Origin of the sequence: Flexivirga endophytica, assembly GCF_014640635.1 — a bacterium.
In the GTDB taxonomy this organism is placed as follows: domain Bacteria; phylum Actinomycetota; class Actinomycetes; order Actinomycetales; family Dermatophilaceae; genus Flexivirga; species Flexivirga endophytica.
The window spans coordinates 592,518-616,975 of the sequence record NZ_BMHI01000001.1; the positions used below are offsets into that span (position 1 = coordinate 592,518).

Annotated in this window: 24 protein-coding genes; 14 read left to right on the forward strand and 10 right to left on the reverse strand. The window is 67.7% G+C overall.

Features of this window, described 5'->3' with window-relative positions:
• Positions 1 to 95 precede the first annotated feature (95 nt).
• The gene (locus tag IEX71_RS02680; protein ID WP_188835397.1) at positions 96 to 893 is read right to left on the reverse strand and encodes an alpha/beta fold hydrolase; all 798 of its coding nucleotides are present in this window, start codon (positions 891 to 893) and stop codon (positions 96 to 98) included.
• Positions 890 to 1,918, reverse strand: a complete 1,029-nt coding sequence (locus IEX71_RS02685; protein WP_229749401.1) for an LLM class flavin-dependent oxidoreductase — start codon at positions 1,916 to 1,918, stop codon at positions 890 to 892. Before IEX71_RS02685 ends, IEX71_RS02680 begins: the two co-directional genes overlap by 4 nt.
• A 161-nt stretch (positions 1,919 to 2,079) precedes the next feature.
• Here IEX71_RS02685 and IEX71_RS02690 point away from each other — a divergent pair, with 161 nt between their 5' ends.
• The 5 genes from IEX71_RS02690 (at position 2,080) to IEX71_RS02710 (ending at position 7,545) form a co-directional block, all read left to right on the forward strand.
• Complete coding sequence (locus IEX71_RS02690; RefSeq protein WP_188835398.1) at positions 2,080 to 3,711, forward strand: thiamine pyrophosphate-binding protein; 1,632 nt, start codon at positions 2,080 to 2,082, stop codon at positions 3,709 to 3,711.
• Between the two features lie 112 nt (positions 3,712 to 3,823).
• Complete coding sequence (locus IEX71_RS02695) at positions 3,824 to 4,810, forward strand: ABC transporter substrate-binding protein (RefSeq protein WP_188835399.1); 987 nt, start codon at positions 3,824 to 3,826, stop codon at positions 4,808 to 4,810.
• Between the two features lie 29 nt (positions 4,811 to 4,839).
• Positions 4,840 to 5,691 (forward strand): ABC transporter ATP-binding protein, encoded by an 852-nt coding sequence (locus IEX71_RS02700; protein ID WP_188835400.1) that lies wholly within the window; start codon positions 4,840 to 4,842, stop codon positions 5,689 to 5,691.
• The gene (locus tag IEX71_RS02705) at positions 5,688 to 6,521 is read left to right on the forward strand and encodes an ABC transporter permease (protein WP_188835401.1); all 834 of its coding nucleotides are present in this window, start codon (positions 5,688 to 5,690) and stop codon (positions 6,519 to 6,521) included. Before IEX71_RS02700 ends, IEX71_RS02705 begins: the two co-directional genes overlap by 4 nt.
• 31 nt (positions 6,522 to 6,552) lie before the next feature.
• A complete protein-coding gene (locus tag IEX71_RS02710; protein WP_188835402.1) occupies positions 6,553 to 7,545 on the forward strand; it encodes an ABC transporter substrate-binding protein in 993 nt (330 codons plus the stop codon).
• A 1-nt stretch (position 7,546) separates the two neighbouring features.
• On the opposite strand, the gene IEX71_RS02715 is transcribed toward IEX71_RS02710, so the two are convergent.
• From IEX71_RS02715 to IEX71_RS02735, 5 genes are read right to left on the reverse strand one after another with little or no spacing between them, the layout of a single operon-like run.
• Positions 7,547 to 8,515 carry a zinc-binding dehydrogenase gene (locus tag IEX71_RS02715; protein ID WP_188835403.1) on the reverse strand — a complete coding sequence of 323 codons (969 nt, stop codon included), beginning with the start codon at positions 8,513 to 8,515 and terminating at the stop codon, positions 7,547 to 7,549.
• 35 nt (positions 8,516 to 8,550) lie between these two features.
• On the reverse strand, positions 8,551 to 9,333 hold the full coding sequence (locus IEX71_RS02720) for an alpha/beta fold hydrolase (RefSeq protein WP_188835404.1): 783 nt from the start codon (positions 9,331 to 9,333) through the stop codon (positions 8,551 to 8,553).
• Between the two features lie 9 nt (positions 9,334 to 9,342).
• Positions 9,343 to 10,083, reverse strand: a complete 741-nt coding sequence (locus IEX71_RS02725) for an SDR family NAD(P)-dependent oxidoreductase (RefSeq protein WP_188835405.1) — start codon at positions 10,081 to 10,083, stop codon at positions 9,343 to 9,345.
• Positions 10,080 to 10,427 carry a ferredoxin family protein gene (locus tag IEX71_RS02730; protein ID WP_188835406.1) on the reverse strand — a complete coding sequence of 116 codons (348 nt, stop codon included), beginning with the start codon at positions 10,425 to 10,427 and terminating at the stop codon, positions 10,080 to 10,082. Before IEX71_RS02730 ends, IEX71_RS02725 begins: the two co-directional genes overlap by 4 nt.
• Before the next feature lie 38 nt (positions 10,428 to 10,465).
• On the reverse strand, positions 10,466 to 11,461 hold the full coding sequence (locus IEX71_RS02735; protein WP_188835407.1) for an NAD(P)/FAD-dependent oxidoreductase: 996 nt from the start codon (positions 11,459 to 11,461) through the stop codon (positions 10,466 to 10,468).
• A 247-nt stretch (positions 11,462 to 11,708) separates the two neighbouring features.
• Between IEX71_RS02735 and IEX71_RS02740 the strand changes: the two genes are divergently transcribed.
• The 9 genes from IEX71_RS02740 to IEX71_RS02780 all read left to right on the forward strand — a co-directional run bounded on the left by IEX71_RS02740 (position 11,709) and on the right by IEX71_RS02780 (position 19,879).
• Entirely contained in the window at positions 11,709 to 12,953 is a 1,245-nt protein-coding gene (locus IEX71_RS02740; RefSeq protein ID WP_188835408.1) for a Rieske 2Fe-2S domain-containing protein, read from the forward strand.
• Positions 12,954 to 12,965: 12 nt separating this feature from the next.
• Complete coding sequence (locus IEX71_RS02745) at positions 12,966 to 13,913, forward strand: DODA-type extradiol aromatic ring-opening family dioxygenase (protein ID WP_188835409.1); 948 nt, start codon at positions 12,966 to 12,968, stop codon at positions 13,911 to 13,913.
• Positions 13,910 to 14,836, forward strand: coding sequence for an alpha/beta fold hydrolase (locus IEX71_RS02750; RefSeq protein ID WP_229749402.1), 927 nt, complete (start codon positions 13,910 to 13,912; stop codon positions 14,834 to 14,836). Before IEX71_RS02745 ends, IEX71_RS02750 begins: the two co-directional genes overlap by 4 nt.
• 65 nt (positions 14,837 to 14,901) lie before the next feature.
• Positions 14,902 to 15,048 (forward strand): hypothetical protein, encoded by a 147-nt coding sequence (locus IEX71_RS02755; RefSeq protein ID WP_188835410.1) that lies wholly within the window; start codon positions 14,902 to 14,904, stop codon positions 15,046 to 15,048.
• 35 nt (positions 15,049 to 15,083) lie between these two features.
• Positions 15,084 to 15,962 carry an alpha/beta fold hydrolase gene (locus tag IEX71_RS02760; protein WP_188835411.1) on the forward strand — a complete coding sequence of 293 codons (879 nt, stop codon included), beginning with the start codon at positions 15,084 to 15,086 and terminating at the stop codon, positions 15,960 to 15,962.
• Complete coding sequence (locus tag IEX71_RS02765; protein ID WP_188835412.1) at positions 15,959 to 16,969, forward strand: quinone oxidoreductase family protein; 1,011 nt, start codon at positions 15,959 to 15,961, stop codon at positions 16,967 to 16,969. The genes IEX71_RS02760 and IEX71_RS02765 overlap by 4 nt, the downstream gene beginning before the upstream one ends.
• Positions 16,966 to 17,796, forward strand: coding sequence for a 2-keto-4-pentenoate hydratase (locus tag IEX71_RS02770; protein ID WP_188835413.1), 831 nt, complete (start codon positions 16,966 to 16,968; stop codon positions 17,794 to 17,796). Before IEX71_RS02765 ends, IEX71_RS02770 begins: the two co-directional genes overlap by 4 nt.
• Positions 17,793 to 19,094, forward strand: coding sequence for a M20 family metallopeptidase (locus IEX71_RS02775; RefSeq protein WP_229749403.1), 1,302 nt, complete (start codon positions 17,793 to 17,795; stop codon positions 19,092 to 19,094). The genes IEX71_RS02770 and IEX71_RS02775 overlap by 4 nt, the downstream gene beginning before the upstream one ends.
• A 2-nt stretch (positions 19,095 to 19,096) precedes the next feature.
• Entirely contained in the window at positions 19,097 to 19,879 is a 783-nt protein-coding gene (locus IEX71_RS02780; protein ID WP_188835414.1) for an IclR family transcriptional regulator, read from the forward strand.
• A 10-nt stretch (positions 19,880 to 19,889) separates the two neighbouring features.
• On the opposite strand, the gene IEX71_RS02785 is transcribed toward IEX71_RS02780, so the two are convergent.
• The 3 genes from IEX71_RS02785 to IEX71_RS02795 are packed head-to-tail and all read right to left on the reverse strand — an operon-like array spanning position 19,890 to position 24,453.
• Positions 19,890 to 20,660, reverse strand: coding sequence for an enoyl-CoA hydratase/isomerase family protein (locus IEX71_RS02785; protein ID WP_188835415.1), 771 nt, complete (start codon positions 20,658 to 20,660; stop codon positions 19,890 to 19,892).
• A complete protein-coding gene (locus IEX71_RS02790) occupies positions 20,657 to 22,906 on the reverse strand; it encodes a CaiB/BaiF CoA-transferase family protein (RefSeq protein ID WP_188835416.1) in 2,250 nt (749 codons plus the stop codon). The genes IEX71_RS02785 and IEX71_RS02790 overlap by 4 nt, the downstream gene beginning before the upstream one ends.
• Positions 22,903 to 24,453, reverse strand: coding sequence for an AMP-binding protein (locus IEX71_RS02795; protein WP_188835417.1), 1,551 nt, complete (start codon positions 24,451 to 24,453; stop codon positions 22,903 to 22,905). The genes IEX71_RS02790 and IEX71_RS02795 overlap by 4 nt, the downstream gene beginning before the upstream one ends.
• Positions 24,454 to 24,458: the final 5 nt, after the last annotated feature.

Consider the following 24,458-nt stretch of genomic DNA (forward strand, 5'->3'; position numbering starts at 1 on the left):
TCTGCGGGTTGAGTCGTGAAGAGTCACAGCTCGCGGGCGATGCAGACACTGAGAGGCGGGATGGACCACCGATCGTCGATACCGTGACCTTCGACCTACAAGGACTGTAGAAGGCGCCGCACGTGCGCAGCGACCTGGTCGGGGCACTGCTCCATCGCCGGGATCATGGCGCCCTCCAGCGTCGCAGTCGCGACGTGCTCGGCGCCGGTCAGTCCCTCGAGGATGTGGGGGAGTGCCGGAGTGGCGAACGGGTCGCCGGTCGCGGTGAGCACCAGCACGGGACACCGGACGAGACCGATCCGCTCGTCCATGAGGTAGCGGTCGCATGCGCGATGTCCTTCGGCGGGATCGAGGCCCGGGACGAGTGCGTCCCTGATGAAGCGGTCCAGTAGGTCAGGGCGCTCCGAAGGGTAGTAGGGCCGCCGCAGTGACCACAGCTCGGTCAGGTGTGATCCGTCGTCCTGGCGCGTGGCGTCGTCGACACCGATACCACCCTCGCGCGCCCGGCGCTCCGGTCCGACCCAGGGCATCGAGGACAGGATGATCGCGTCCACTCGCTGCGGTGCCGCTGCTGCCACCTCGAGGGCCACCGCAGCACCGGTGTGGTGGCCGAGCAGCACCGCCGAGTCGATCCCGAGCGCCTGGAGCAGCGCAGTGACGCTGTTGGCCATCGCCTCGATCGTCGGTGGCGCGGGCAACGGCGCGCTCATCCCGAAGCCCAGCAGGTCCATCGCCACGGTGTGGCAGTCACCGGACAGCTCGCGTTGCACCTCGGCGAACTCGTCCAGCGATCGGGGCGCTTGATGCAGCATCAGCACGGTGCGACCATCACCGTCCTCGGCATAGTGCAGTTGTCCGAGCGGGGTGTCGGCATACGCGCGGCGCAGTGTCATTCGGTGTCCTTCCGGCGAGCGGGTTCCCTGATCCGAGGTATGACGTGGGTGCCGACCGAATGTACGAGTTCCGTTGGCAGGTACCAGGATCCGACATGTTGCAGAAACACGGAAGTGACGCCGAGCGAAGACAGGGCGTTGATCCGTCCAGCGATCTCGTCCGGGGTTCCGAAGAGGCAGAAGGCTTGCGCGAAGGCGGCCGCATCTGCATCGCTGATCCATTGCGAGCAGACCTCGACGGCGTGCTCCCAGTCCTCCGCGTGCACGAGGTCGGGTACGACATCGGGGACGACGGCAGGCACGGCGACCTCGATTCCTGCATCCGCCAACGCGTTCGTGCCGCCGCGCTGTGCGATGGATGCCAGGATCGGCTTGATGATCCGTGCGTCCCGCTCGACGTCGTCGGTGACGAGCGCATGCGCGGACACCGTGATCTCGGGGTCGGTCGGCGCTCGACCGGCTGCGACCGCTCCGGCCCGGACCTGCTCGACGGCGGCTCGTAACGGGCCATCGGCAACGCCCGACAACAGGATGGCGCCGTCGCCGATCTCACCGGCAAGACTCAGGTTTCGTGGACCGGTAGCCGCGATGTGCACCGGCACCCCATCCGGACGGGGGTCGCGCAGCCGCGCGCTGGCTTCGCCATACGCGACCTCTTCGCCGATGACGAGTCGCCGGATCTGATCGACACCGGCACGCAGCTGCGCTCGCGTGCTGGCGGCGAGTCCGATCGACTCGACTGAACTGTGGCCGACCCCCAGGCCGAGGACGACCCGCCCTGGCGCAGCTTCGTCGAGCGTCCGCACCAGGCCGGAGATCACGCTCGGGTGGCGAGTCGCGACGTTGGAGACCGCGGTCGCCAGCGTCAGCCGCTCGGTGGCGGCCGATGCGACTTGGAGCGCGAGATAACAGTCTCGCCACAACGTCTGTGAGTCCGGCACATAGAGCGCGTCAAACCCGGCGCGCTCGACCACGCCTGCGAATGCGGCGATCTCGGCCAGCGGCCGGCACGGAGGAACGCGCACACCCACCTTGATCGCACCGTATGCCGAGCCGGGCACAGAAACCTCCGAGGAGTTGCCGAACCGCCACCGTAGGCGGGGCAGGATCGGCGAGCGGGCACAGCCGGACCGCTGAGCGGAACGAATGTCGGCAACTCGCTCGCAAAGGCTCCTACCGTCGCGTGATGGAGACCATCACAGTGCACGAGGCCATCGCTCGCAGCTTGCTCGCTGCGGGCCAGGAGACCATCTTCGGTCTGCTCGGCGACGGGAACATGCAGTACTGCGCCAACTATATGGATCTGGGCGGGCAGTTCATCGGTGCGGTGCACGAGGGAAATGCCGTGTCGATGGCCGACGGTCACGCACGGGAGACGGACCGGGTCACGGCCGTCAGCGTCACGCACGGCCCGGCCGTCACCAACACGCTGACGGCACTCACCGAGGCGGTCCGCGCCGGGTCGCCGGTGCTGCTGCTGAGCGGCGACACCCCGGAGCGTCGTGACTTCGTCCAGCACCTCGACCTGCGGGCGGCGGCTTCGCTCGCCGGAGCCTCGTATCGGCGGGTGTTGCGACCGGAGCATGTTGTTGACGACATCACCAAGGCACTGAGCAGTGTCGAGACGACCAGGGTTCCGATGCTCCTCGACATCCCACATGCCCTCCTCAACGACGAAATTGACTACGAACCATCACGATTCACCTCGGCATCGACGAGTTCGTGGACAAGACCGACGGAGGAGTCGCTGGACACTGCGGTCGGGATTCTCGCGTCCGCGCAGAGACCGGTCGTGCTGGCTGGAGCCGGCGCGGTGCGTTCCGAGGCACGTGAGGAACTCGTCGCGCTCGCCGAGCAGTTGGGTGCACCACTTGCGACAACGCTGCTGGCGAAGGACTACTTCAGTGGTGTACCGGGACACGTGGGTGTCTGCGGGACGGTCTCCCACGACATCGGGATCGAAGCGATCTCGTCCGCCGACTGCCTGGTCGTCTTCGGGGCAAGTCTGAATCAGTACACCGCCGCGCACGGTGACCTCCTGCGCGGCAAGGCGATCGTGCAGTGCGACACCGATCCTGCTGCTCCGGGAAGGCATTTCCCGGTCGATGCCGGGCTCGTCGGTGATGCCGCGGCGACTGCCCGCGCCATACGCCGCATGCTCGATGAGGCCGAGATCACGCCGCGGGGCTACAACTCCGAATCGCTGCGACGCCGGCTGTCCGAGCGCGACCCGCGTCGTGAGTTCTCCGACGCCGGTTCCGAGGACCTCCTGGACATGCGCACTGCCATGATCGAGCTGGACGAGGCACTACCGGCTCATCGCACCGTCGTCACCGACACCGGTCGCTTCATGGGCGCGCCGTGGAAGTATCTCCACGTCGGTGGGGGAGGACGGTTCCATCACACCGTCAACTTCGGCTCGATCGGTCTCGGCCTGGCCACCGCGCTCGGTGCCGCGGTCGCGAATCGCGCCGGCCTCACCGTCGCTGTCGCAGGAGACGGGGGCGTGGCGATGTCCTACATGGAGCTGGCAACCGCCGCCAGGGAGAAGCTGCCCCTGGTCGTGGTGATTCTCGACGACGGCTGTTATGGCGCGGAATACACCAAACTCGCTGAAGCAGGGCTGAATCCGCAGTATTCGCTGCTGGATTCACCTGACCTGTGCGACGTCGCCCGCAGTCTCGGATGCGAGGCGATCCGGGCGACCGACACGGCCGACCTGCACAAGGCCGCGGCACTCGTGGAGGAAGGTCATCTGCCCCTGGTGATCGATGTCCGGGCCGATCCCGGTGTCGACCCCGGCGTGCTGAACGGATGATCTTCCGGTGGTTCGCTCAGCGGACCTGGAAGGTATGCCCGACCTGACAACGTGACTAGCGTCACCACGCACAAGGACGCAGCAGCAGCGCTCCCCCACGAAAGAGGTAGGCATGCGAAACGCGAGAACGCGGCGTTGGGCCGGCATCGGAATCGTCCTCACGGCGGCGCTGGGACTGACCGCCTGCGGAGGCTCGGGGGCCGGAAAGAGCGGCGCCACAGGGGCGAGCGGCGATCCCATCCGCATCGGCATCGGGATCGACGCGGCATACGCACCGTTCTTCCTGGCCGACAAGGAAGGGATGTTCAAGGACGCCGGCCTCAAGGTCAACCTGGTGCAGTTCGGCCGCGGTGGCGATGCGGTCCAGGCGATCGCCGGGAGCCAGGTCGACATGGCCGGCAACTCGGACACCACCACCCTCACCCTGCTGAAGCAGAACCCGAAGTTGCGGGCGCTGTTCATCTACGAGCAGTCCGGCAAATACCTGAAGGTCGTCGCGAAGCCGGGGATCACCAAGGCGAGTCAGATCAAGAAGATGGGCGTCGTCCAGGGTCTGAGTGACTACATGGCCCAGAAGTACTTCGAGGCCAACAAGATTCCGCTCGACTCGGTCAAATTCGTCGAAGCCGACCCGTCGTCGCTCCCGGCACTCACCAAGAAAGGGACCGTCGACGCCTACCTGCTCTGGGAGCCGTGGCCCTCCAACGGTGTCAAGTTGGGGCTGAAGGAGCTCACCGACACCGGGTCCTACGGCTACTCCTACGTGCACTGGGCGGTCGCCGACTCCACGTGGCTCAAGGGTCACGAGAAGGAGGCCGCGAAGGTCGCCGAGGTGCTCACCAAGGCCGCCAAGATCACGGCGAAGGATCCGGATCGTGCGGCCGCGGCCGTGGAGTCCGAGGCCAAGATCAAGAAGGCGGACGCGAAGCAGGCGATCGAGCTCGTCGACTGGGACGTGCGCGACTTCACCGCCAAGGACACCAAGTCCTACGACGAGCAGATGAAGTACTTCGTCGACAAGGGCACCTTGAAGAAGGCACTGGACATCAAGCCGAACATCCTCACCGGCTGGTACGACGAACACGTCGCGAAGCCGTGAACGGGCGAAGGAATTGAGTGAGTGAACACATGCCTTTAACGACAGCGAAATCCACGGGCACCACCACCTCGACGGCGCCAGCCGCCGGGGTGCGTGGTGCGGCCCTGGACCTGGACGCCGTGACGATCAAGTTCGGCGACTTCACCGCCGTCGACAGTGTCGACGTCTCCGTCCGAGCCGGCGAGTTCATCTGCCTGCTCGGTCCCAGCGGGTGCGGAAAGTCGACGCTGATCTCGGCGATCGCCGGGTTCGAGAAGCCCGCGAACGGTCGGATCCACCTCGAAGGACAAGAGATTCGCGGAGCGAGCCTCGACGTCGGGATGGTGTTCCAGAGCAGCGAGGCGCTGTTCGACTGGCTGACGATCCGGCAGAACATCGAGTACGGCCCCAAGATGCGCGGCGTCGCCAAGAAGGAGCGGCAGGCACTCGCCGACGAGTTCTTGTCGCTGGTCGGGCTGGCCCACTGCGCGGACCAGTTGCCGCGGCAGCTCTCCGGCGGCATGCGGCAACGTGCCCAGATCGCGAGGGTTCTCGCGAACGAGCCGCGGGTCGTGTTGATGGACGAGCCGTTCGGGGCATTGGATGCGCAGACCCGCCAGGTGATGCAGCAGGAGCTCGACCGCATCTGGCGCACGAGTGGCTGCACCGTCATCTTCGTGACACACGACATCGACGAGGCGATCGTTCTCGCCGACCGCATCCTGGTGATGACGGCGGGGCCGGAGGCCACGATCAAGTCGAGTTACGACGTCGACATCCCTCGCCCGCGGGACGAAGCCGGCGACGAGGCGATCGCACTGCACCGGAAGCTGCGGGAGGACATCGGCGCCGAGGTGCGTAAGGCATTGCAGGGCCAGGGGCTCACCCAGGAGGGTTCATGACACTGGCGGAAACCAAACCGGCGCCCGCTCGACCGGCTTCGGACAAGTCACGTCGGCGCGGGCAGAAGCCGAACATGACCGGTTCGCTGCGGCGTGGCGGCCTCTTCATCGTCTCGATCGTCCTCGGACTCGTAGTGTGGCAGCTGGTGGCGTCGCACTTCGGCCCGGCGCTGGTCGCGTCGCCGTCCGAGACCTGGCAGGGCGCGGCCGACCTCTGGGCGGACGGCACATTGTGGCAGTCGATCTGGGCCTCGAGCCGGCGAATCTTCATCGGCTGGGCGCTCGGTGTCGTGGTCGGTGCACCGCTCGGTCTGCTGATGGGCCGGATCACCATCGTCCGGGAGATTCTCGACCCCTACATCGAGTTCTTCCGGTTCATCCCACCGATCGCCTTCGTCACGTTGGCGATCATCTGGTTCGGGATCGGCGAGTCCTCCAAGATCGTGCTGATCTTCTACACCTCCGTCTTCGTGGTCATCATCAACACGATCTCTGGGGCGGTGTCGACCGACGAGACGAAGCTGCGCGCTGCGGCCAGCCTCGGGGCCAGCAAGAGCCAGATCCTGCGAACCATCGTGTTGCCGTCGGCGATTCCGCACATCGTCACCGGCGCGCGCCTGGCCATGGGCAACAGCTTCCTGACGATCGTGTCGGCAGAGATCGTGGCCGCGCAGGAAGGTCTGGGTGCGTTGATCTGGACCTCTCGCAACTACGGCCACATCGACTGGGTGTTCGTCGGCATCATCGTCCTCGGCGCTCTCGGTTTCCTCTTCGACCGCGTGTTGCGGGTGTGTGTCCGGCCATTGCGCAGGTATGGCGTCAAGGTCTGAAAGCCCTTCAAGGAGAACGTCAAGGAGAACGATGACCAGCACAGTCACCAGGCGCGGCGTGCTCCGTTCGGCCGGCCTCGCCACCGCAGCGTTCAGTCTCGCCGCGTGTTCCTCCGGCAACACGAAGAGCGGCGCGGGGGCGGACAAGGTGCGCCTCTCGGTCGGCGTCGATCCGGCATACGCCCCGATCTACCTCGCACAGCGCGACGGCATGTTCGACACAGCAGGCGTGGCGGTCGAGTTCGTGCAGGTCGAGGGTGGTGCCGCTGGGGTGCAGAACATCTCGGCCGGCACCACCCACCTGTCGGTGAACGCTGATGCCACGGTCATTCCCGTGGCCGCCAAGAGCGACAAGATCGCGGCGATCGCGAGCTTCGAGCACTCGGACACCTACTTCAAGGTGGTGCTCCGCAAGGGGGTCGAGCCGGCCGACATCCACAGCATGGTCTATTTCCCGGGTCTGGGCGAGTACATGACCGGCAAGTACCTACGGAGCGTCGGCCGCGAGCCCAGCGACATCAAGATGGTGTCGGCGGCTCCGCCGGACTTCGATGCAATTCTCTCCAGGGGTGACGCCGACGGGTGCGTCATCTTCGATCCCTGGGTGTCGCGAGCGGTCAAACAGGGCGCGCGGGTGGTCGCCGAGAGCAAGGACTTCGACGCCGGGTTCAGCCAGTGGATCATCGCAGATGCCACCTGGCTGGAAAGTAATCAGAAGACCGCAGGCATCGTTGTCGACGTGCTCGGCAAGGCTGCAGCACGGATCCGGAAAGACCCCGACCTCGGTGTTCGGGCCACGGCGAAGCAGGTCGATGTGCCACAGAAGACGGCCGAATCAGCCGTGTCCGACATACATTTCGAGGTGCGTGGGTTCACCGACGAAGACTTCCGGGCGAGCCGTGACCTCGTGCGCTTCCTCACGTCCGTGGATGCGGTCGACGGTGAGGTCGACCTGCCCAAGGTCATGCGCCGCGGCTGGTATGCGCGGCACGCCGGCGCGGCCGGTCCGTCCTCCGGCGCCTGAATCATCGAACGAGCTGGACCTTCAGACGCCCGGACGAGGGCTGTGCGGCCAGGTCGAACGCCAACTGTGCATCGGTGAAATCGAAGGTGTGCGAAACCAGTTGCTTCTGCAGTTCGGGGAACCGGCGCTGGTGGGCGAGTGCCGACTCCAGGCAGCGACGGCGCTCGGCCACGATCCCGCCGAACAGCGTGACGTGCTTGCGGAACAGCTCCTGCATGGGCAGCGGATAGACCGGCTCGTCGGGCACACCGAAGCAGAAGATCCGGCCGTCCTGCGCCACGGCCTCGACGGCATCGCTCAGTGTCGCTGTCTGGTGACCGACCGCTTCGATGATCAGGTCCGGCCGGTCGTCATCGGCCAGCGAGCGAGCCCATCGACCGGTCGCACTGTGCACGAGGGTGTTGATCCCGAAGGCATCGGCGATCGCCGATCGGTCCAGGCGGTCGACACCGACGACCTCGGCGGCGCCGGCGGCCGACAGGGTGTGGCAGAACAGCAGCCCGAACGGCCCGAGCCCCAGCACTGCGACGCGCAGGCCATCGACCGGACCGAGCGACCGCACCGTCTCCAGGACGCAGGCAAGGGGTTGCAGGGTCAACGCGGTGGCCGAGTCGAGCTCATCCGGAACCGCCATCAGACTGTCGCTGTCGGTCACCGTGTATTCAGCCAGTGCCGAGAACCTGGTCGCCCAGCCGACGGCCCGGCTGCTCACCGGCAACGCCGGGTCGTCGCTCGCGACGACCTCGCCGACGACCTCGTGCAGTGGGAATCCCGGCACGTTCGCGGCCAACGGCGCTGCGTCGTCGAAGTGGGTACAGGTCTCGCCTCGGAAGTAGGGCAAGTCGCTGCCGCAGATCGCTCCCGCCTCCACCCGTAGCAGGGTTTCGCCGTGATGCAGCGCGGCAGGATCCGGTGCCTTCGCGTCCACCTGTTCGAAAACGCCTGGCCGCACTAGCTGTTGAGCCCACATACCGGTCTCCTTCTCGTCGATACGAATGTCGATGGTCAGCGGGTCAGGTGGTCCTCGACCAGGTCGTTGAACCGCTGCGGTTGCTCGATCATGGGGGAGTGACCGCACCCGGCCATCTCGACCGCGCGCGACTCGGAGATGCCAGCCAGCAGCTCGGCGACATGGCGCGGGCTGCGGGCCGTGTCGTGCTCGCCACGGATCACCAGCGTTGGTGCGGTGATCCGGTTGAGTTCGCGGCGCAGGTCCAGGCGGCGCGAACTCACGAGCACCGCGCTGAGGAAGTCCGGATCGGCGGCCAGGACCGTTCGCACGTACCCGTCGCGTTCCGCATGCGGACGTCGTTCGGCGGTCAGTGCGTCGACCAACCGCGGCGCCAGAGCACGACGGTCGGCAAGACCTCCCACCCATGCGTGGACAAGCTCACCGAACCGGCTCGGCGGCCCTCCCAGGGCGGCGCCGGTCCCGACCAGCACCAGCCTGCGGACGCGGTCAGGCCACCGGGCAGCCAGCAGTTGGGCGACGATGCCGCCGACGCTGTTGCCGACGACGTCGACCTGTGGCGCTTCGATGCTGTCCAGCAGTGCGACTGCCGCCTCGGCGAGCCCTTCAGGGCCGGATGACGCTGACCAGTCGCCGTCGCCGAGCGCATACCAGTCGACCGCACAGGTCGGCGCTGCCAACTGCTCCGCCGTACGGTCCCAGAAGGCGCGGCAGCCGAACCACGGATGCAGCAGCAGCACAGGAAACCGCTGCGCATCGGTCCCGGCGGACGCGGTGTAGCGCAGCCCGGTGCCAGGCACAGCGAGTGTCGATGCCACGAATCCTCCTCAGCGAGCGGTGTATCCGCCATCCACGTGTATGACGGTCCCGGTCGTCCAACCGGCGGCGTCGTCCAACAGACCGACGATGATGTGGGCAATGTCCTCGGGCCGTCCCCACCGTCCTGCGGGGATCAGATCATCGAACTTGCTGGCGGCGTCGTCGGCGTTCATCGAGGTGCGGACCGGTCCGGGTGCGACGCAATTGACGGTGATCCCGGTCCGGGCAAGCTCCAGTGCGATCGACCGGCTGAGTGCGGCCACGGCGCCCTTGGTGGCCGCGTAACCCCCGCGCTCCGGCGTCCCGGTGCTGCCGAGCACCGACCCGATGGTGACGATCCGACCGTGTCCATGCTGCTGCATCGCCGGGACACAAGCGCGCATGGCGAGCCATGTGCCGTGCACATTGATCTGCCAGGCGGCCTCGAAGTCCTCCGGCGTCAGCGTCAGCAAGGAGCCGCGCGCCAGCCGTCCGGCGGTGGTCACCAGGCCGTCCAAACGGCCCCACCGGTCGATGACGGCTCGGACAACCGCGGTGAGATCTTCCGGGTTCGTGGTGTCGCCACGGCGCGCGAGCACGAGCTCCGGATCACCCTCGCTGCGAAGCTGGTTCGCCGCTTCGTCGGCTCGCTCCGCATCCCGGCCGAGTATGGCGACGGGCCGACCCGCTCGCACGATCGCCGAGGCGACGCCTAGCCCGATGCCACTGGTGCCGCCCGTGACGAGGACCGGGCCGTTTCCAGCTGTCACTGGTTCGAGGGCAACGCTGCGACGAGTGGCGTGTCCACGCCGACCGGACCGAGCGCGGTGGCGCCGTTGGGGTCGCCGAGCGGTGCGTCGCGACCGGGCAGGATGTCGTGGAAGAACGACTCCTGATCGGTGAGGTAGGGGCTGAACTTCGGGTTCTTCTTCGCGACCCGGTCCACGACGATCGCCTCTACCGGGCACTCGACCTCGCAGGCGCCGCAGTCGATGCACTCGTTGCCGTTGATGTAGCTCTTGCGCTCACCGACGTAGATGCAGTCGACCGGGCACACGTCGATGCACGAGCGGTCGAGAATGTCGGTGCAGTCGGGTCCGATCACGTAGGCCATGTCATGTTCCTTTCAGGGCACGGGGATTCGCGAGAAATTCAGGACTCGTCGGTCGAGTGACCGGGAAAGAGGTTGAGGTCCGGGTCGAGTTCGACGGCGACGTGGTTGACCGCGGTGGCGACCTCTCCGAAGCCCACCGACATCAACCTGACCTTGCCGTCGAAGTCGGCGACGTCGCCGGCGGCGTAGACGCGCGGGACATTGGTGCGCATCGACCGGTCCACCTGGATCGACCGACCTGCCAGCTGCAGCCCCCAGGTGCGAAGCGGCCCGATGTCGGAGATGAAGCCGAGAGCGGCGATCACGTGATCCGCAGCGACGAGCCGCTCCTCTCCCGAGGTGTGAGTCACCGTCACCTTCTGCAACTGCCCGTTCGCCAGGTCGCCGTCGAACGCGGTGACCTCGCACTCGGTGAGGACCGTCGTGTTCGGGGACGACTCGACCCGAGCGAGTGTGGCGGCGTGGCCCCGGAAGCCGGAGCGCCGGTGCACCAGTGTCACCGACGTGGCGAGCGTCGACAATGCATCGGCCCAGTCGAGGGCGGAGTCGCCTCCGCCGACGATCACCACGTCCTGGTCGCGGTGCACTTCGGGGTCGACCACGAAGTACGACAGACCACGGTCCAGCCATTGCGAACCCGCCTGCAGGGGACGGGGTTTCGGGGTGCCGATGCCCGCAGTGATGACCACTGCTCCCGCCTCGATCCGGGTGCCGTCGTCCAGGGTCACCACAGCTGCGTCCGATGAGTGCTCGACGGTGACGGCCTGGCGGCCGAGCAGATAGGTCGGCGAGAACGCGTCGGCCTGCTCTTTCAGCGCGGCGATGAAATCCCGGCCGCGGATGCTGGGCAGCCCGGCGACATCGCGGATCTGCTTCTCGGGATAGAGCGCCATCACCTGGCCGCCAACCTGGGGAAGGACGTCGACGACGATCGTCGACAGTCCACGGAATCCCGCGTAGTAGGCGCCATACAGCCCGGTCGGGCCGGCCCCGAGGATGAGGACGTCTGTCGCCAGTTTCTGCGCCTTGCTCACGCTGACCTCCTGGTCTGCTTACGGAGACCAGGAATGTATGGAGGTATCCGCGCTGCCGTCTCGTGGTCTGGACCGCTCACCGGAATGGCGCTCTGAGACGGGCGAATCTGGCTGGTCGGGGCGGTGGATCGCCTCCCTGTGACGGCATTGTTCGGGGCGTGTTCCGGTGGCCGAACCGATGCGGTTGTGACGTGGTGCACAGCGGTGATGTTCTCGGTCCAGACCCACCGACCACTGGAGTGAACCCATGACGCAGACCGCTAACCCGGAGGCAGCAAACTCTGCCGAAGCACCTGCCACGCCGCGCAAGCCGGCGCGTCGGCATCGAGCCGGAAAGCTTCCGGGTCGTCAGGACTGGTCGACCTGGCCGCACTACAACGCGGCGAAGGCCGGCTTCCGTGGTTACTGGTATCCGGTCACGTACTCCTCGCACGTGGGTGAGCGGCCGGTCCGCATCCGCTTGCTGGGCGAGGACATCGCGATCGTGCGCGACAAGGGCACGGTCTACGCATTGGCCAATCGGTGTCCCCACCGCGGGGTGCCTCTGACCTACGGCAACAAGCAGTTCCCCGGCACCTTGTCGTGCGTCTACCACGGTTGGACCTTCGACCTGAAGTCCGGCGACCTGTGTGCGGTCATCACGGACGGCCCCGACTCGCGCCTGTGCGGCAAGGTCACCCAACCGACGTATGACGTCGAAGAACGACTGGGCATGGTGTGGATCTACGTCGGTGACGGTGAGCAGCCGCACCCGATCGACGAGCAACTGCCCGAAGAGCTCGTCGAGAACGCCGCGGTCGTCGGCTCGAGAATCCAACCACGCGAGGGCAATTGGCGCTTCGCCTGCGAGAACGGGTATGACGAGGGCCACGCCAAGTTCCTGCACCGCACCGCACTGTGGCGGATGTTCAAGGCCATGCCCGTCTGGAACATCACCCGCATCGAACGCCGCGGTCGTTGGATCTTCCGGGTGCAGGAGGAGCAGCACTGGTCGGCCGACTTCCCAGGTGTGGGCAAATGGACCAGCCTGGCTTGGTACAAGAAGAAGCCGTCCGGGAAGGTCTCCAACATCGGCAACGTGGGCTCGCAGCGTGAGCCGAACCCGGTGATCGCGGAGCAGGGTTTCCCCGGGTTCGTGTCGGTGGCCATGCCCGGCATCCTCCGGGTGGTCTACCCCACCTTCATCCACTACGAGTTCTACACGCCGGTCGACGAGGACAATCACCTGTATGTCGGCGTGATGGCCAACTTCAGCAAGGGAGTTCACACCCTCCCCTTCTACGTGAAATACCTCGGCGCCGTGCGCTGGCTCTTCCACGGACAGTTCTCCAGCCAGGACAAGTGGATGGTCGAGATGACCGACGCACCCCCGGAGAAGCTCTACCGCCCTGACGCGTCCCTACTGCAGTGGCGTGCGCTGGCGGAGGACGTCACCGAGGCGCGCATCGAGCGCCTGACCGAACTCGGCCTCGCGCCGGCCGACGAGAGCTGAGGAGCGACACACATGTCCGCAATCACGTTGGGAGTGGGCGCTTCTCACTCCACCCTGATGAATACCCACTGGGACAAGGTGGTGCACACCGAGCGCGCCGCGGCCTTCCGCGACTCGCTCCAGCACGTCAACCGGCGACTGCGGGAGCTCAACCCGGACGTCGCGGTCATCATCGGGTCGAACCATTTCCGGGGCTTCTGGCTCGACCTGATCCCGTCCTTCACGATGGGTGTCGGTGACGTCATCGCCTCGGGTGAGTCCGGCACGCCGAAGGGGCCCCAGAAGACCGACCCCGTCTTCGCGAATCAGTTGGCCACGCACCTGGTGGAAGCCGGGTCGGAGGTCGCGATCTCGGCGCGACTGCAGATCGACCACGGACAATCGCACGCCATCCAGTACCTGCTGGACGGCATCGACATCCCGGTGGTCCCGCTGGTCGTCAACGTCTTCGCGCAGCCGCTGCCAACCATCGAGCGGTGCGCCACCCTCGGGCGGCGGCTCGCCGACGCGATCGAGGCGAATGCTGAAGGACGCAAGGTCGTCGTCATTGCCTCCGGCGGCCTGTCACACCAGTTGCCTTGGCCGAGCGACTGGTCAAATCCGCAGGACGACGACGAGGAGTTCATGGTCGACGCCTGGCTGAACGGGCGCGGCGAGTGGGAACGCTACGACAAGCGTCGGCGGGAGATCATCGTCGCCGCGCAGCCATGCATCTTCGAGGACTTCGACGCGCAGTTCCTCGCCGACCTGGAGGCCGGTGACCTCGAGAAGTACACCGAGCTGTCCACCCCCGAGCTGGAGAAGATCGCCGGCAACGGCGGGCAGGAGCTGCGCACCTGGCTGGTGATGGCAGCCGCACTCGGCTTCGCACCCGGCTCTTCTCTCTGCTACTCGCCGATGCCCGAGTGGCTCACCGGGATGGGCGCCGCACTCATCGAACCCGCAGGAGGCGACGCATGACCACCGAGCCGATGGATCGAGTAGGGCGAGGGACGAGCCCCTATCGCGACCCAAGCACCTCGCCGGCGCCGGGGCCGGCCCCGGAAAGCCATTTCGTCGATGCCGACGGCGTCACCGTCCACTACCACGACGTCGGGCAGGGGCAGGACACGATCTTCCTGCACGGTGGCGGACCAGGCTGCACCGCATGGAGCGACTTCGGTGCTGTCACACCGCTTTTCGCGGCGGACCGGCGTTGCGTCCTGCAGGACCTGCTGCAGTACGGCAAGTCGGACAAGTGCCGCATCACCGGCCCGATGTGGGACTTCCACGCTGCCAAGACCGTCGCCTTCATGGACGCACTCGGCATCGAGCGTGCCGACCTGATCTGCAACTCGTGGGGCGGCACGATCGCGCTCGCGACAGCCGCTTACTACCCGGACCGTGTTCGCTCACTGGTCATCACCGGCTCCATGCCGGTGTTCTACGGACCTTTGGCACCGCTGCCCGAGCAAGGGCACCGCGGGCGCTCGGCTCGCGACGTCTACTACGGCGGAGAGGGACCGACGCGGGACAAGATGCGCGAGTTGATCACCCGCCTCGAGTGGTATGCCGCACAACGCCTCCCCGAGGAGACGCTCGATCTGCGTTACCGGCAGAGCCTGGACCCGGAGGAGCGCGCGCTCGCCGCGATGTCGGACTCGCCGCGCGGCGACTGGCAGGACCTCACCGAGCAGCTCGGCAAGGTGCTCGCACCGACATTGTTCATCTGGGGTCGGGAGGACGCGTTCCTTACCCCGGACTACCCGCTGATGCTCTCCAGGATGCTGCCGCGCGGAAATCTGCACGTCATGGACCACGTCTCCCACCACCTGCAAGAGGAGCGCCCCGGTGCGTACCACGCGATCGTCGACGGATTCCTCCGCTCGGTCGATCACCCATAGGCGCCTGGCCTGATCGCGGCACCAGGCTCTCCGTACGAGCCCCTCATCCGAAGGAAGTTCTCGCAATGAAGTCTCGCTATCTCGTGGCCGGCTCTGTCGCCGGCGCCGCCGGCCTGCTGGGTCTGAGCCAGCGACTCGCGCTGCACCGGCGACTGATCCCGCGCCTGACCTCGCGGATCAATACGCAGGTTCATCGCATCAACCAGCCATGAACACATCATCTCCGTCGACCAGTAAGGGATCTGACATGACCAACGACCTGACCGACACCATCTGGACCGAGCTGGCCGGGCTCGACTTCAAGGTCACCACCGTCGATGCCGGGGGAGTGCCGACGCGCTCACTACAGGCCGGAAACGGTGAGGAGGCAGTGGTTTTCCTGCACGGCACCAGCGGCCACCTCGAGGCGTTCATCCGCAACATCCGGTCGCACGCGGAGAAATACACCGTGCACGCGATCGACATGCTCGGCCACGGCTACACCGGCAAGCCCGACTATCCCTACGAGATCCCGAAGTACCGCGACCACCTGCTGGCCTACCTCGACGCCGTCGGTATCGACAAGGCGCACATCGGTGGCGAGTCACTCGGCGGCTGGGTCGGCGCCCGCGCCGCCATCGACGACCCCGACCGCATCGCGAGCCTGCAGCTGTTGTGCGCGGGAGGCACCGTGGCCAACCCCGCGGTGATGGATCGGATCCGCACCAGCACCCGCAAGGCGGTGTCGACGGAAGACGTCGAGTTCACCCGGAAGCGTCTGCAGTTGCTGATGGCCGACGCTGCCGACGCGACCGAGGAGCTCGTCGCGACGCGGTACGCGATCTACCACCAGCCGGACTTCGTCACCAATGTCGAGAACCTCCTGAGCCTGCAGGACATGGAGACCCGCCAGCGCAACATCCTCCGGCCGGAGGACCTGGCCAAGATCGACGTCCCCACCCTGATCGTCTGGGGACGCAACAACCCGTTCGGTGAGACGCCGGAGGCTGACGCGATGCATCAGCACATCAAGGGTTCCGAACTGGTCCTCTTCGAGGACTGCGGCCACTGGCCGCAGCACGAGCAGGCTGCGAAGTACAACCCGATCAGCCTCGACTTCATCGGCCGGAACCGGGCCCACTCATGACCACAATGGCTGCGGTCCGCGTCCACGGGTGGGGCGAACCACCTGTCGCAGAAGAGGTTTCGACCCCCGAAGTAGTCGCGGACGAGGCGCTGGTGCGGATCGAGGCCGCTGCCGTCGGGCACCTCGATCGCACCGTCGCGGGTGGCGACTTCGGGGTGAAGCCTCGGCTGCCCTACATCGGCGGGGTCGAGGGCTGCGGCACCGTCGTGTCCTCGGCGCTGCACGCCGCGGGCACGAGAGTGATGCTCCGCGGCGGGGGCCTGGGCCTGACCCGCGACGGCACGTGGGCCGAGTTCGTCCGGGTGCCGGAGAAGAACCTCGTGGTGCTCCCGGACGGCATGGGGCCGGCGCTGGGTGCGACCTACTTCGTTCCTGTGACCACCGCGGCATGCGCGCTGCGGTCGATAGGGCGCCTCGGCACGTGGGGTGTGCCGGACGTCGAGTCGGCGGCGGACGAGGTGGTGCTCGTTGCAGGCGCCGCCGGTGCGGTCGGGTCGATGGTGGCGCAGCTGGCGTTGCGGGACGGCGCCAAGGTGCTCGGCCTGGTGCTCGACCAGGGCCAGGCGGACCGCTTGCCGGACGGTGTCGAGCCAGTGCTCGCCGGTGACGCGAAGCATGCGCACACGTTGCACGAGGAACGTCCCGGGACACTCCTCGTCGACACGCTCGGCGGGCGGGAACTCGGTGACCGGATGCACTGGGTGCGCCCCGGCGGCCGGGCCGTGCTCATCGGCTACGTCACCGGCGAGGAGGCCACGCTGGACCTGCCCAACTGGCTGCTCCAGGACGTCGCGCTGCTGCCGACCAACATGATCCGCCGCAACCGTGAGGCTCGCAAGTATGCCGAGGAGCTCGCGCCGCTGCTCGTCTCCGGTGACCTGCAGCTCGCGGTCGAAGAGTTCGGGTTCGACCAGGCAGCAACAGTTTTCGAGCGTATGGCGGCAGGTGGCATCAACGGTCGAGCAGTCCTGCAGCCGCGTTCCGGTCGACAAGAGTCGGAGTCATGACCCAGGACGTCACCCCGCCGGTCGCGCAGGCGGCGGAGCGGCTGCGATATGCCGACACGATGCGTCGCACCTGCGCTCCGGTGCGCGAACTGATCGGCCGCGACAACGTCGAGGCGGCATACGCCGTCCAGCAGCACGTGGTGGCCCTGCGCGAGATCAGCGGCGACCACGTCGTCGGCCGGAAGGTCGGCCTGACTGCCCGCGCGGTGCAGGATCAACTCGGCGTGCACGAGCCGACGATCGGGACGCTCATGGAGAGCATGCAGGTCCATGACGGTGCCGTCGTGCCGGTGCGCCGACTGTTGCAGCCGCTCGTCGAGGCCGAGGTCGTCTTCCGGCTGGGCGAGGATCTCGATGAGGCGGAGGTCGATCCGCAGCGCGCGCGGTCTGCGGTCTCGGAGGTGCTCGCCGGCATCGAGGTGGTCGACAGCCGGATCGACAAGTGGGACATCACCCGAGTCGATACCATTGCTGACAATGCCTCCGCGGGACTTTTCGTACTCGCTCCGGAGGGTCGTCCGATCGGGAAACTGGATCTCGGAGAGTTCGCGATGAAGTTGCGCTGCAACGGCAAGGTGGCGTCCCGCGGCTCCGGTGCCGACAACTTCCACGGCGACCCCCTGCGCGGGCTGGCCTGGCTGGCGGGCGAGGCGCATCGCCGCGGAACGCCGCTGCGCGCGGGCCAGATCGTGCTCGCCGGAGCGCTCGGACCGATGGTCGAGGTGCACGAGGACGACTCCTTCGACGCCGTGATCGGCGACCTGCCGCCGGTGTCGGTCCACTTCCGCTCCAGCGTCGCGGCGCGGGAAGCCGGAGTGCTCTCGTGACGGTCTGCGAGCAGCAGGTCGACGCGGTCATGGCACACGTGGATCGCGACCTACTGGTGGACGCCGTGTGCGGGCTGGTCGACATACCGAGCCCGACCGGCGCGGAGCGGCCGGCCGCGTCCTGGCTGGTCGATCACCTGGCCGCCGCCGGGGTGGACTCCACCCTGCAGGTCATCGACGACGAGCAGGCCAACGCGGTCGGCGTCCTGCCCGGCGCCCCGGACGGCGAGACGGTGCTGCTCTATGCGCCGCTGGACACGTACACGACCGGCATCGAGGCGCTCGACATCCCGGACGCCGGCCCGCGGATGCGTGAGGACATGCTCCCGCACGCAACGGTGTATGACGACGTGGTCGTGGGCCTCGCGGCGGGTAACCCCAAGGGACACGCGGCCAGCATCCTGGTCGCGATCGAGGCGATGAAGCGCTCCGGCATCGAGATGCCCGGTGACGTCGTCGCCGCTTTCGGCGCGGGCGGCATGCCCAGCTTCGCCGTCGACGGGGTCGGGGTCCGGGGTCGCACGAACACGGGGCACGGGGTCGGAGCGAACTTCCTGCTCGAGCGTGGATTCACCACGGACCACGCAATCATCGCCAAGCCCGGCTGGACGGTGTCCCACGAGGAGGTGGGGCTGACCTGGGTCGACATCGAGATCTCGGGGCAGCACAGCTATGTCGGCAGTCGCCACCGGATGCCCTACCGCAACGCACCGAGGGACGCGGCGCGCGTCATCGAGGTGTTGGAGACCTGGTGCGAGGCGTATGCCGAGCGGCACGAGACGGGCACCATGCGACCGCAGGGCGTGGTGTCGTCGGTGCACGGCGGCTTCGAGCGACTGGCCGCATCGACCTCGGCATCCGTCAGGGTGCGCATGGACATCCGGACGACACCGGAGCAGACCGCGCAGTCGGTGGTCCGTGAAGTGCGAAATGCGCTGGCACCGTTGGAGACCGAGCTGGGGACGCGGTTTCACGTCCGGCAGGTCGCCTCCGTGCCCGCGAGTCGCACGGACCCGGACGCGCCGATCGTGCGCGCGACGATCGCGGCCTGGGAGGCCGTGGCCGGCGAGCGACACGAGCCGGTGCTCGCCAACAGCGGTGCGACCGACGCGAACATCCTGCGGATGCGCGGTGTGCCGACGGCGCGTGTCGGGATGCCGAAGATCCAGCAGGGACCCGGCGGACGGCCCGTCGATTTCACGCTGGGGATGAATGCCGTTGACGTAGGGGAGATGCGGCGCCTCGTCGAGGTGCTCGTGCGTGCGGTAAGGGGCGTTTGGGAATCACGTCAGGAGTAGTGATGACAACCGGCTCTCATGAGTTGCCCTACGGCGACGGCCAAGGACACGGTGCCAACAGCGTGCTGGGGAAGGCACGACTGATCTTGGAGGCCTTCCAGCACGACGACGTCGAGCTGTCCCTCTCGGAGTTGTCCCGCAGGACCGGGGTCTCGAAGGCGTCGGTCCACCGACTTGCCCAGGAGCTGGTCGAGTGGGGCATGCTCGAGCGGTCCGGTTTCGAATACCGTTTGGGTATGCGGGCTTTCGAGCTTGGCTCGCGCGTGCCGCGGTTCCGGGTGCTGCGGGACGCTGCCCGGCCGACGATGGAGCGGCTGCACTTCACGACGAACGAAGCGGTGCACCTGGCCGTCAAGGACGGTCTCGAGGCGATCTACCTCGAGAAGGTCGCCGCCGGTGAGAAGTCGGCCAAGCCGTCCCGGATCGCCGGCCGGATGCCTTTGCACGCCACGGCAACCGGCAAGGCACTGGTCGCCTTCTCACCACCGGCGGTGCTGTCGGAGGTCGTCAGCCGTGAGCTGGTCCGCTTTACACCGCACACGACCGTGGCGCCGGGCCTGCTGCTCAAGCAGATCCAGCGGGTGCGCGAGGTGGGCTTCGCCCTGGAGGAGGATGAGGTGACGCTCGGCTACTGCTCGGTCGCCGTCCCGATCTTCAGCGGCAGCCGGCTGCTGCTCGGTGCCCTCTCGATCACCGCGCCCACCTACCGGGCGGACGTGCACCGCTTCTCGGCTGCGCTGCTGGAGGCAAGCCACCGGTTGTCCACCTCCAACCTCGTCAACTGATCGAGACCGTTCAGCGGCCTTCGAAGCGTGGCTCGCGCTTGTCGAGGAACGCCTGCAGGCCCTCGGCAGGATCCGCGAGGTCGAGGTTGGCCCGGACGTATGTCGCCTCGCGGTCTATCGCCGCATCGAGCGGCAGCTCGAGGTTGTCGTCGACGACGCGCTTGATCAGCCCGACGGTGGCGGTTGGTCGCGTCGCGAGCCGGATTGCCTCGCAACGCACGACCTCGTCGAAGTCGGCACCGGCCACGATGTCGACCAGCCCCTGGTCGAGTGCTTCGGCGGCGGACAGTCGCGTGCCGTCGATCATCAGCCGCTTGGCGCGATGTGGTCCGATCAGGCGTGGGAGTCGTTGACTCCCACCGGCACCCGGAAAGATCCCCAGGTTTGACTCGGGGAAGCCGAAGGTCGCGCGTTCGTGCAGGATGCGCAGGTCACACGCGAGGGCGAGCTCGGCCCCGCCGCCGAGCGTGTGACCGTTGAGGGCGGCAATGACCGGTTTGGGTGCGCGCACGAGCAGTTGCTGCACGACGGTCCAGCGCCGCATCGCGGTGTAGGTGTCCGGGTCGAGGCGGCGCATCACGCGGATGTCCGCACCGCCGACGAAGACCTTTCCCTTGCCGCGTATCACCACCGCCCGCACCGCCGGGTCCTCGGTGACCGTCGGCAGCACCTCGATGAGTGCCTCGATAAGCGGTGGGTCGACGGTGTTCACCGGCCCGTGGTCCAGCACCACGGTGGCGACGGGGCCGTCATAATCGATCCGGAAGCCGGGTTCGGTCATTGCAGGACTCCTTGGTCACGCAGCCGGCGGAGCTCCACCGGGTCGAGGGCGAGCAGCTCGGTGAGCAACTCGTCGGTGTGTTCACCGAGCAACGGCGCGGGCCGGTCAAGCACCGGCGGAGTGGTGCTCAGGTGGTGCACCGGGCCTTCCACGCGGATGTCCCCGGCGATCGGGTGAAGCTGGGTCGGGTAGAAGTCGCGCGACTCCAGTTGCTCGTCGTGATCGACGAGATCGCGCCCGTCGCGCACGGGGTACGCCGCAATTCCGTGCAGTTGCAGGGTGATCGCGGCCTGGTCCGCGTCGGTGGTGGCGGCATGCTCGGCCAGCCACTCCTGCGGGTCGCGGTGCCCGGCGAGTGCCCTCAGCCTGTCGCGGTCGGTGGCGCCGACGGCGAGCCAGCGGTCGTCACCGGGTGCGCGCAGGGTGCGCGGCCCGACGTGCTCGCTGTCGTATGTCGGGGGTGCGCCGAGGGCCGCCGTGCCGAGATGTGCCGTCAACGCTTCGAGCTGGGAGAGGTCGACATACCCGCCTCCACCGCGCAGCAGGTGTTCCAGGATCGCGACGACTGCGGCGTTGGCCGCGACCATGTCACCCAACCCGAAGGTGAATCCCTGTGGGATGCCGTCGGATCCGGCGGTCGCGGCGGTCAGACCGGACCAGGCGGCGAGCGTGTCGGCGAAGGTCACCGATGAGCGCCAGGGACCGGTGGCACCGACTCCCGACATCGAGACCAGCAGGCAGTCCGGATTCAGTCGCTGCAGGCTCGCGGGGTCCAGCCCCCACTTCGCCAGGGTGCCGGGCGAGAAGTTCTCGATCACCAAGTCGACCTCGGCGGCGAGTCGGCGCAGCAGGTCCGGTCCTTCGGAGCTGCGCAGATTGAGGGCGAGGCTGCGCTTGTTGCGGTTGAAGTTGAGGAAGTAGCCGCTGTCGTCCGGCCCGGCGTCCGGCCGCAGCCGCATGGACGGCGCGAACCGGGTCGGGTCCTGTCGGTGTGCGGACTCGATCTTGATGATGTCGGCGCCGTGCTCAGCGAGCGTCTTGGTGACGTAGGGGCCGGCGAGCACCCAGGTGAGGTCCAGCACGCGCAGTCCGGACAGTGCGCCGGATCCGTGTGTGCGTTGCTGCCACGCGGCCGCATAGGCCCCGGATCGCTCTGTGTGCCAGGGGAGTTCGCCGGTCACGGGTTCGCTGACCGACAGAGTCACCGGTCGCGGGCGACCTGGCGACTCGTAGGGGAAGCCGGCGTCCAGCACTGCACCGGTCGGTGTGTGCAGCTGGACGAAGAAGTCACGGGACTGCAGCTGCGGGTTACCCGGGAGGTCCCCTGGCGCGGCGACCTCCGCCCACGGCAAGGCGCGGCGGCGTGCTTCCGGAGCGATCACGGCGGTGCGGCGGCGGCGTGTCCATTCGGTGACGACGTCGTCGACGTGGGCGCGATGTTTCCACCGGTGGACCGGGTCGGCCCAGATCGGGTCGGTGAGATCCTCGGCTTCGCCGGTTTCGTCCATCCAGGCGAGCAGGTCGGTCCACATCCGGTCCGGGCCGGAGTAGCCGCCGGCGACATACCCGTCGGCGGTGGGGAAGATCCGGTGCGCGACGTGTCCGTAGACACCGCTCGTGCGACCAGGCACGGAGCCGGCGTGGATCCAGGAGATGGCACCGGTCTCGAGGGTTGCCGCGACGGCCTCCTGCGCGGACACCTCGCCGAGCTGACCCTGGCCGGTGCGCTTGCGAGCGAGTGCTGCGAGCAGTGCTGCCACCGCGAGGTGCGTTCCCGCGAGCTGGGATGCCTGCTCGTGCGGTGGGGTGACCGGCGGCCGGCCGGGGTCGCCGCCCAGCCACGCCATACCTCCGGCGGCTGCGATGACGTGGTCGTCGGCCAGCCAGTCGGCCCGAGGGCCGGTCAGCCCGAACGGGGTGAGCACGACATGTGCGACGCCGGTCCAGAGATCCGGGCATTCCTCACGGAGGCGCAGCGTCCGCAGTGTCGGGCGCGGTCCGGATTCGAGCACGATGTCGGCATCACCCACGAGTTCGGTGATGGTCAGGTCGACGTCCGCATCGGGAACGGTGCGCGTACGCGTGCCGGCATACCAGTGCAGCGCTGCGGCCTCGTCCGGCCTCGGTTGGGTGGCGGGGCGCAGCCGGATCACGTCAGCGCCCATGCCGACGAAGAGCCGGACGGCGTTCGCGCCGAGCGCATCGGTCAGATCGAGAACACGAAGGAGGGGAGAGGTGACTGTCATCGAGGCTCCGGGGTCAGCGACCGGGTCTCGGCGTCCCAGGCGTCGGCCGGTAGGCCGCGCCGCCGCAAGAGCGCGCGGTCGAGTTTGTGGGTCATGGTGTGCGGGACGCTCTGCCGCACCGTGAGATAGCGTGGGACCGCGAAGCGCGGGAGTAGCTGCTCGCAGTGTTTCCAAAGGGTTTCGGGTGAGGGTGACTTCGTGGCGGTCGGCACGACGATGGCGAGAACCTCGTCCTCGGTAAGTTCGGACGGCACCGCGATCGCGGCTGCCTCGGCCACCTCCGGATGGGCGAGTAGCGCTTCCTCGATCTGTGCGGGGTCGATGTTCGTGCCGCGTCGGCGGATGACGTCGGAAGCGCGACCGGTGATGTGCAGCCAGCCGGCGTCGAGCCGGCCACGGTCTCGGGTGCGGAACCAGCCGGACTCCCAGGCAGCAGCTGTTGCCTGTGGGTCGCCGACATACTCCAGGAGCGTCGTCCCGGGATCCCGCGGGCGGACCAGGATCTCGCCGGTGGCGCCGTCAGGGACGGGACGCAGCTGCTCGTCGACGATGCGGATCTCGCGGTCGTCCACCGGGCGACCGGCCGCGCCGGGACACAGCTCGTCCAACGCCGTGGTCGAGATGTCGCCGAGTTCGGTGCAGGCATAGGCCTGTCGGAGGGTCACGCCGAATCGATCGGCGAAGTCGGCCACGAGGTCGGCGGGCGCGGGCCCGCCATACGCCTTGGTGAGTGGGTGCCGGCGATCATCTCCGGACGGCGGTTGCCGCAACAGCATCATGCAGACCGCGCCCATGAAGGTGAAGGCGGTGACGTGCTCGCGGCGGACCAGCTCCCAGAAGCGCGAGGCCGAGAAGTGCGGCGTGAAGACGACGCGGGCGCCGCTGAGGATCGCCGGCAGGACGACGGCGTTGCGCGCGTTGATGTGGTGCCAGGGGAAGAGGCTCAACAGCACGTCGTCGCTGCCGTATTGCATCGCAGCGGCCACCTGTCGCGCCTGGCGGATCGGCGCTCCGACCGGGAGCAAAGCAGCCTTCTGGCGACCGGTGGTGCCGGAGGTCACGACCACCGTCGCGGGATCGGTGGTCGAGCGGGCGATCGGCACGACGTGGTCGGCTCCTGGAAGGTGCGGTTCGAATGTGCCGGGATCCTCGATCAACTCGAGCCGCCGATCGGTGGTGGCGTGCACCAGTCGTCGCACCAACGGTGGCTCCGTGCGGGACGCCGAACTGACGACGAGGCGCGCTCGGGTCAATTCGACCAATTCGCAAGCCCATTCGACCGGCGTGTCCGCGCCGAGCGGCAGCTCGACCGCCCCGAGGGCAGAGATCGCGGCGGTCAGGGCGACCGCGTTCGGTCCGCTGTCGACACAGGTCACCACGACGTCGTCGGGTCCGACCGGCGCCAGGCAGATCGCCCACGAAGCGGCGCGGGTGCGCACGTCATCCGCGGTCCAGGGGTCGCCGCCGACGATCCGGAGCAGCTCGGACCGTGGTGCGCGCTCGGCTCGGCGCCAGAGCGCCTGGGCATACGTGAGCGTCAACGGCATACGGC

What these genes read in the sequence shown, in the direction of transcription:
- IEX71_RS02755 (WP_188835410.1), top strand. Translation starts at nt 14,902, where the DNA reads ATGAAGTCTCGCTATCTCGTGGCCGGCTCTGTCGCCGGCGCCGCCGGC.
- IEX71_RS02690 (WP_188835398.1), top strand. Translation starts at nt 2,080, where the DNA reads ATGGAGACCATCACAGTGCACGAGGCCATCGCTCGCAGCTTGCTCGCT.
- IEX71_RS02745 (WP_188835409.1), top strand. Translation starts at nt 12,966, where the DNA reads ATGTCCGCAATCACGTTGGGAGTGGGCGCTTCTCACTCCACCCTGATG.
- IEX71_RS02785 (WP_188835415.1), bottom strand. Translation starts at nt 20,660, where the DNA reads ATGACCGAACCCGGCTTCCGGATCGATTATGACGGCCCCGTCGCCACC.
- IEX71_RS02730 (WP_188835406.1), bottom strand. Translation starts at nt 10,427, where the DNA reads ATGGCCTACGTGATCGGACCCGACTGCACCGACATTCTCGACCGCTCG.
- IEX71_RS02710 (WP_188835402.1), top strand. Translation starts at nt 6,553, where the DNA reads ATGACCAGCACAGTCACCAGGCGCGGCGTGCTCCGTTCGGCCGGCCTC.
- IEX71_RS02760 (WP_188835411.1), top strand. Translation starts at nt 15,084, where the DNA reads ATGACCAACGACCTGACCGACACCATCTGGACCGAGCTGGCCGGGCTC.
- IEX71_RS02715 (WP_188835403.1), bottom strand. Translation starts at nt 8,515, where the DNA reads ATGTGGGCTCAACAGCTAGTGCGGCCAGGCGTTTTCGAACAGGTGGAC.
- IEX71_RS02680 (WP_188835397.1), bottom strand. Translation starts at nt 893, where the DNA reads ATGACACTGCGCCGCGCGTATGCCGACACCCCGCTCGGACAACTGCAC.
- IEX71_RS02765 (WP_188835412.1), top strand. Translation starts at nt 15,959, where the DNA reads ATGACCACAATGGCTGCGGTCCGCGTCCACGGGTGGGGCGAACCACCT.
- IEX71_RS02795 (WP_188835417.1), bottom strand. Translation starts at nt 24,453, where the DNA reads ATGCCGTTGACGCTCACGTATGCCCAGGCGCTCTGGCGCCGAGCCGAG.
- IEX71_RS02790 (WP_188835416.1), bottom strand. Translation starts at nt 22,906, where the DNA reads ATGACAGTCACCTCTCCCCTCCTTCGTGTTCTCGATCTGACCGATGCG.
- IEX71_RS02695 (WP_188835399.1), top strand. Translation starts at nt 3,824, where the DNA reads ATGCGAAACGCGAGAACGCGGCGTTGGGCCGGCATCGGAATCGTCCTC.
- IEX71_RS02770 (WP_188835413.1), top strand. Translation starts at nt 16,966, where the DNA reads ATGACCCAGGACGTCACCCCGCCGGTCGCGCAGGCGGCGGAGCGGCTG.
- IEX71_RS02740 (WP_188835408.1), top strand. Translation starts at nt 11,709, where the DNA reads ATGACGCAGACCGCTAACCCGGAGGCAGCAAACTCTGCCGAAGCACCT.
- IEX71_RS02705 (WP_188835401.1), top strand. Translation starts at nt 5,688, where the DNA reads ATGACACTGGCGGAAACCAAACCGGCGCCCGCTCGACCGGCTTCGGAC.
- IEX71_RS02700 (WP_188835400.1), top strand. Translation starts at nt 4,840, where the DNA reads ATGCCTTTAACGACAGCGAAATCCACGGGCACCACCACCTCGACGGCG.
- IEX71_RS02780 (WP_188835414.1), top strand. Translation starts at nt 19,097, where the DNA reads ATGACAACCGGCTCTCATGAGTTGCCCTACGGCGACGGCCAAGGACAC.
- IEX71_RS02750 (WP_229749402.1), top strand. Translation starts at nt 13,910, where the DNA reads ATGACCACCGAGCCGATGGATCGAGTAGGGCGAGGGACGAGCCCCTAT.